Origin of the sequence: Vagococcus sp., assembly GCF_036639995.1 — a bacterium.
In the GTDB taxonomy this organism is placed as follows: Bacteria; Bacillota; Bacilli; order Lactobacillales; family Vagococcaceae; genus Vagococcus.
This window is the reverse complement of the sequence record NZ_JAVWHO010000044.1, coordinates 12,223-18,824: the sequence shown is the minus strand read 5'-3', so window position 1 is coordinate 18,824 and position 6,602 is coordinate 12,223. Positions and strand designations below refer to the sequence as shown.

5 protein-coding genes are annotated in these 6,602 nt (G+C 33.0%); all 5 read left to right on the top strand.

What is annotated here, in order from left to right:
• A partial coding sequence (locus tag RR554_RS10000; RefSeq protein ID WP_332464102.1) for a GHKL domain-containing protein occupies nt 1-282 on the top strand: 282 nt, incomplete at its 5' end.
• Nucleotides 283-452: 170 nt separating this feature from the next.
• On the top strand, nt 453-1,682 hold the full coding sequence (locus tag RR554_RS09995) for a PASTA domain-containing protein (protein WP_332464103.1): 1,230 nt from the start codon (nt 453-455) through the stop codon (nt 1,680-1,682).
• Nucleotides 1,683-1,707: 25 nt separating this feature from the next.
• Nucleotides 1,708-3,900: a transglycosylase domain-containing protein gene (locus RR554_RS09990; RefSeq protein WP_332467936.1), complete on the top strand. Its 2,193-nt coding sequence runs from the start codon at nt 1,708-1,710 to the stop codon at nt 3,898-3,900.
• 283 nt (nt 3,901-4,183) lie between these two features.
• On the top strand, nt 4,184-5,143 hold the full coding sequence (locus RR554_RS09985) for a serine hydrolase (protein WP_332464105.1): 960 nt from the start codon (nt 4,184-4,186) through the stop codon (nt 5,141-5,143).
• 26 nt (nt 5,144-5,169) lie between these two features.
• Entirely contained in the window at nt 5,170-6,144 is a 975-nt protein-coding gene (locus RR554_RS09980) for a zinc ribbon domain-containing protein (RefSeq protein ID WP_332467935.1), read from the top strand.
• Nucleotides 6,145-6,602 lie beyond the last annotated feature (458 nt).

The window sequence follows — 6,602 nt, the reverse complement described above, 5'->3', positions numbered from 1 at the left end:
GAAGAGATACTATTACAAGATAGTCCTGATAAATTTATTAATATTGCTGTTATTGATCAATCAGATAATATTGAAATTATTATCAAAAATAGCCTAGCCAAACCAAGTCAACATTTTCAACACTTGGTCACTACTAATTACAGTACAAAAAAAGAACATAGCGGCTTAGGATTAGCTACAGTTAAAAATTTTGTGGAAGAAAATCCACAAATAAATTTATACGCCACAATAGATAATAAAAAACTTGTTTTTTCAATTACTCTGTTAATAGAAAAATCATAAACCAATCCAAATACAACACTCTCCAGCAAAATCTAGAGAGTGCTTTTTGTTTGGAATCATTTTTCAAAAGAGTTACTCATGTTCATCCCGTTATCGTGTATAATTGACTATAAGATTCATCAGGATATTATATAAAATGTGGATAGAAAAGGTATCAGAGGTTATAAAAAATGAAAAGAAAAAAAACTAAAAAGAATAGAAAGAAATCAAATCGAAGAAGAAAAATTATTTATTCAATTTACATTCTACTTGCTTCTTTGAGTCTTTTCTTTTTTTTTAAAGCATATCAATATATTAGTAACATACCAAAGGCGAATAATATCACCCAGGAAGAGATATACGATTTAACTAGAATTGGCGCAACTGATATTAAATTAGTGCGTGCTTTGAAAAATGACGCCTTTGATTCATGGCTATATGAAGCAAATGATGATAAAGTTAAAAAATTAAAAAAGACTGAAGAGATGATTTTAAGCATTACTGAAGGAAAAGTAAAACTTTCAAATATTGATCGTGCGATGGCGGATTTAAAAAAACGAGTTGATACTATTAGTGCAGCGGATACTGAGGAGTTGTACGGTTTATATTATAAGAAAGTGCTACCTAAACAGTATGAAAAGGCGGATACTGCTTTTCAGGCAATGAACGTTGAACAGCCTGAGGAGAACTATAAAGAGATATTTACACTCCTTGATTTATTGAATAAAATTTACGACCAAAAAGGCATGCACTCTATTACAAATGAGGAAAGCTTTAAGGAGTCTGTCAGCTTGTTAGAAGAAATAAATCATAATTTTGTTGAAGTGAATGAAATTAAAGAAATGTTTGTTAATTACGACACCTTAAATGCCCCCATTCCTGAACCAGAAACAAGGCTAGGAAAGGAACTAGATGAGTATGTGTTTAAGGTAAATGATTATCTACAATCAACTATTATAGTGACTGAATTTGAAAAAAAATACAGTGAGCTCAAATTTAATCTGTCTGAGAATAAAGAACTTATCGACAAATCCGTGGATGTTCCTGATTTAGTAGGAATGACTGTTGAGCAGGCACGAAGAGAATTGAGAAAAATTAAACTAGATATGACACTTCAAGGTTACACGAATAAAATGTATAGAAATGGTGAAAGAGTTCCTGAAATTCAGAAAAAAATAGAAGAATGGGACGGCGATAAACAAGATAGAATTATACGTCAAGATCCATCATCTGTAGATTACGATTACATTATTGAAGGTTCTACAATTCGAATAACGGTGGAGAACAAACCAACTGAAAAACCGGCAGAAACCCCAGATTCAAGTAGTAGCTCAACCTCAGATTCGTCAACTAGTACTTCTGATAGTACTAAAGAAACGTCTAGTACGACTGAAAACAAAGATCACACGTTAAATGAATAACTAGAGTGAAAAAAGGAGCTTTCAGATGTTTAGTAAGAAGAAAAAGAAGAAGCGTTCGAAATCTAATAAGCGTCGTCGTTTGATAGTGACTGTATTGTGCATGATAGCAATGATGATTGTTTTATCGGTGTCAATTGGAACATATATCATTAGCAAACGTTATAGTCCTTATAGCTCTCTTCTTGAAATACAAAATATTGATCAAAAGATTACGCAATCTTTTATCATCTTGGATAAAAACGATAAGCCTTTAGATAAAAATACAGTGGTTGTTAAATTTGATCCAATTAAATATGACAAAGAGTGGAACGTTGACCAGTTGTATTTGGATACGCTTTTAGCTGTGGAGGATAGTTCATTTTATACGAGAAAAACAAATGGGTACTCGATTAAGGGGACAACGGGAGCAGTTGTTTCTCAAATAAAAAGGAAACTAGGAAAAGATGTTGTTTCTAGAGGTGGTTCTACCATTGAGCAACAGTTAGTTAAAATTATGGTATTTGGTACTAACAATAAAAACACAGTATCTGATAAAATTGTTCAGTTAATTGATGCAAGAAAGCTGGCAATAAAGTACGGGCGAGAGGATATCTTAAAGGCTTACTTAAATGAGTTGCGCCTAACGCCTAATACAGTAGGTGTTAAAGCTGCTTCAATTGAATTATTTGGTAATGATATGTCAAAAATTGATTCTAAAGACCCAAAACAAGTGGCTCAAATCGCTTTTATGGCAGGACTGGGTCAATCACCATCTACTTATATTCAAGAGTTTGATAAGGTTGGTAAAGCCCGTACACAAACAGTTCTATCCATTATGAAAGAAAATGAGCTTATTAGTGAGGCAATGTATAAGCAAGCAACTGAGGTTGTGAATAGTGATAAGGGAGAATTTACTCTTAAAAGCTATAATCAAAAAGGCACACCAAAAGAATATCAAGCATATGTTTCTAAGGTTAAAGACGAATTAAGTCAATTGAATTTACCTAAAAACGTGACGATTAAAGTAAAAACATACGCTGATAGTCAGCAATTAAAAGAACTACATAATATTGCCACAGGAACTTATCCGCAAGATGATAGGCTTCCTAATGGGTATTTAGAGCATAAAGAAAGTTTAACGGCCATTTCTGTGATAGATACTCAAACAGGACACATTATTGGATTATCTGCTAACTCGGACAATCCGTTAATTCCTTATACCTCAACAAGATCGTCAGGTTCTACCATCAAGCCATTGTTAGACTATGCTCCGGCTGTTGAATATGATGGACTTAATCCTAGTTCAATTCAGAATGGGTCATCTTTTACTGTTGGTGATTGGAAGGTGAAAAATTACGGTGATGAAAATTATGGCAATGTCAGTGCCTCGTTTGCTTTAGGTTTATCACTTAATACGGCTGCTGTAGAAGCGTTTCAGCTAACGAGTGACCAACAAAAAAATAGTATGATGGAACCACTGGGATTGAATTCGTATAATCCAAATGGTGCTAGATATAATCCAGAACAAGCGATTAATTACCCGACAAATGTTTTAGCTTTGTCATCAGCGTTTAGTGTGTTTGGAAATGATGGCGTTCGAGTGGAACCAACGACCATTCAAAGTATTCAAACGGATTCTTTACAAATAAAATTATCGGAGCCAGAAAGTAAACGAGCCATGAGTTCGTCAACTGCTCAAACGGTGGTTAGTATGTTGAAAGAAGTGACAGGTAGTAAAGGGTCTGAACCTTATGCTGGACCTAAATATACCGGCTTTAATCAAAATACTTATGTCATGAAATCAGGTTCAAGTAATTTTGAGAGTTCTGTTTCAGATAGTCAAAATAAATCACCAGATTCATTACTTGCTATGGCCTCCCCTGAAGTATCGATTGCCACGTGGATAGGTAGTCCTTCTTATGTGGATGCGACCTATGCAACGACGACGTTTCCTCATGATACAGCCAATCAAGGGAGAGTTTACTTGATGAATAGTGCGTTTAAAGTGATGATGGAGGGCAGAAAACCTAAAGAGTTTAAGTTTGGCAATGAAAAATTAATAAGTGATGATCAAAAGAGTTATCCCATTCCTAAAATTGATGAGATAACAGATATTGACATGGATGATGTATCGATTGAGAATGAGAAAGTAGATCCTAAAAAAGCTGATAAATATGATTCAATGGAAAAAGAATACAATAAAACAGTTGAAAGACTTAATCGAACTTACCGGGAATAAGAAAATGAATCAAAGCTATTTATTTTATCGCTCAATTTATCGCTCGTTTACCAAGCGATAAATTGAGCGATAATAATTTTTATGATCCATTTGTTGAGTAAAAAAATAAACCTATTCTTTAAAAAAGTAACATTCTCTAATTCATTAGGGGATGTTTTTATTTTTCCAGCATAAAAAGCAACTACCACATAGAATGCCCTACCAAAACCCTCAAATAAATGGTATATTTTATAAGAAGTGTTAATTTTGTCGATTACTTTTGGCAAAGTATAGGAGAGCTGTCATGGGCAAAAAGATTATGAAGTTTGTTGTTGGTTTTTTGATAGGTGGGTTGTGTATTGCTTTAGTTTTTGGCGGAGCCCATTTTTTTTATTCTAAAGAAGTTGGTAAAAAAGCAAAAAATACAATCACTTCCTCAGTAGTTAGTAAAAAGGTCACTAATACAGCAACGAAAGAAATAGCTAAAGAAGAAACAAAGGATTCGAAGGACGCAACAAGTGAATCCAGTGATGAAAGTGTGTCTAAGCTAACTAATAAGACATTAGAAAAAGATATTGAGGCATTAAATCAATCAGCTGGAAGTGTGGCTTATAGTATCTATTTTACCGGTACAGATAAAGAAATAAGTAACCATAACAATGAACAAATGGTTTCAGCAAGTGTTATCAAAGTTTTTATTATGGATTATTTGTATCAACAGTCTGTTCAGGGGCAGTTAGATTTATCAGAGGTGACTAGTGGAGAAAGTCTTGATTCGCTAATTCGAAGAATGATTCAAAGTAGTGATAATGAAGCAACTAATTCATTGATTGATTATGTTGGTATGGATAAATTAAATCAATATTTTGCTTCTGCTGGATACACTCAAACAACGGTTCAACGGAAAATGCTAGATACAAACGCTCAAGCTCAAGGATTAGAAAATTATACCTCATTAAATGATACGATGACCTTTTTAAAAAAATGCTTAACCTATCAAACAGAATCGCCTTATAGCGAGATGTTAACGGTTATGAAAGGTCAGCAAATCAATACAAAGATTCGTCGACTTATTCCTGAAGGGGTTCAGGTTGCTAATAAGACAGGTGAATTAGGTGGTGTAGATAATGACATCGGTATTATTTTTTCTGACCATCCTGTGATTATTTCAGTGTTAACAAATAACGGTCAATCACCTGAAACAGTTCGTCAGGCAATTAGTCAGTTATCATTAGATGCGTATGAGTTAAGTATAGATAAATAAAGAACCAAAAATAGGAGGAGTAAAAAATGAAAGTATGTCAGCATTGTCAGGCAGAAAATCTGGATTCGGCTAAGTTTTGTGAGCAATGTGGGAAGCCTTTGGAAGAACATGTTTCTCTAAATAATCAACCACAAAATGAGTTAAATCATCAAGTAATGCCAAATAATAATCAAAATCAATCAGGGCAAATGAATTCAGTAGCGCCAGTTCAGTCAAAAACGAATAAAAGTAATTCGATAATGATTGGTATTATTGTAGGAATTATCATTGTTGGAGGTAGTGTTATTTTCTATATGAGTCAAGGAAATGCAGCAAAGGGTAAATTGGCTGAAACGACTGAAACAAGTACTAAGGAAAATGAAACATCAAAATATGATGATATTTTAAGTAAAGCAAAATCCCTAACTCTTGATGAAAAATATAAAGAGTCAGAGCTGGAACTAAATAAAATTCCAGTGAGTGAGCTAAGTAAAAGTGAAAATAGCGCCATTAAAGAAGCTGTTGAAAGTATTTCAGCCGAAAATAAAGACGGTCTCAAAAAAAAGGAAGATGATAAAGAACGAAAACATTCAGAGAGTAAAAAGGTCGAATCTGATAATGTTAAACGGTCATCTTCTACAAAATCTAGTGGAAACATTGGTAAGTGGGCAGGGACGTATGATTTTTATTACAATATTAATGGGGATCAAATTCAGGATGAGTTAACGATTTATTCTGACGGTGAGGTTGTTCAAGATAATCGTAATGGTAGTACATATACAGGTGTTGCTTCTATCAGTTCTGCTAGTGGTTCGGTTCTAAGTTATACAACTAATGCTGGTTCACCCTCAAGAATGCCTAGTACTAAAATGATTGACCCAAATGTTGAGATCACTATAGTTTGGGACAATGATGGTGGCACGCAAAATTACTACGGATACCTATCCTATTCTGATCGTTTAGCGTTAACAGATGGTTCGTCTAAATCTGGTGGGGTTAACGAAGTGTGGGTTAAGTATTAAAAATAAAATTCAATCATTAAACAAAAACCTGACTTTTTCATTAAGCAGGTTTTTTTTATGTGAAAAATAACGTAGATGAATTATTGTGTTGTTACTTGTAGAAAAAATGTAACTGTTACTAAAAGAATCATTTTAACAAAAAAAATTATACTTTTTATGGCAATTTTTAGCTGTTTTTTTGGCTATAAACCGTTTTAAAATCAAGTTTTTGATAAAAAGTAACGTAAAAAATTGTACAAATTAGTTGTTTTTGTTATTCCGATTTCGAATAGCTAAAAATTAGTATTAGAGTTTTTTTAAACTAAAATAATAAAAAAAGAATCGAGTTTTTTATAACAAGTAACCAAGTTAAAAAAGTTTGTTAGAAGAGCTTTTTTCACATAGAATAATTTTAAAAAAAACCAATAAGTTTAATCTAGATACTGAATTGATTCAATAGTTTACTGTAAATTACTTTC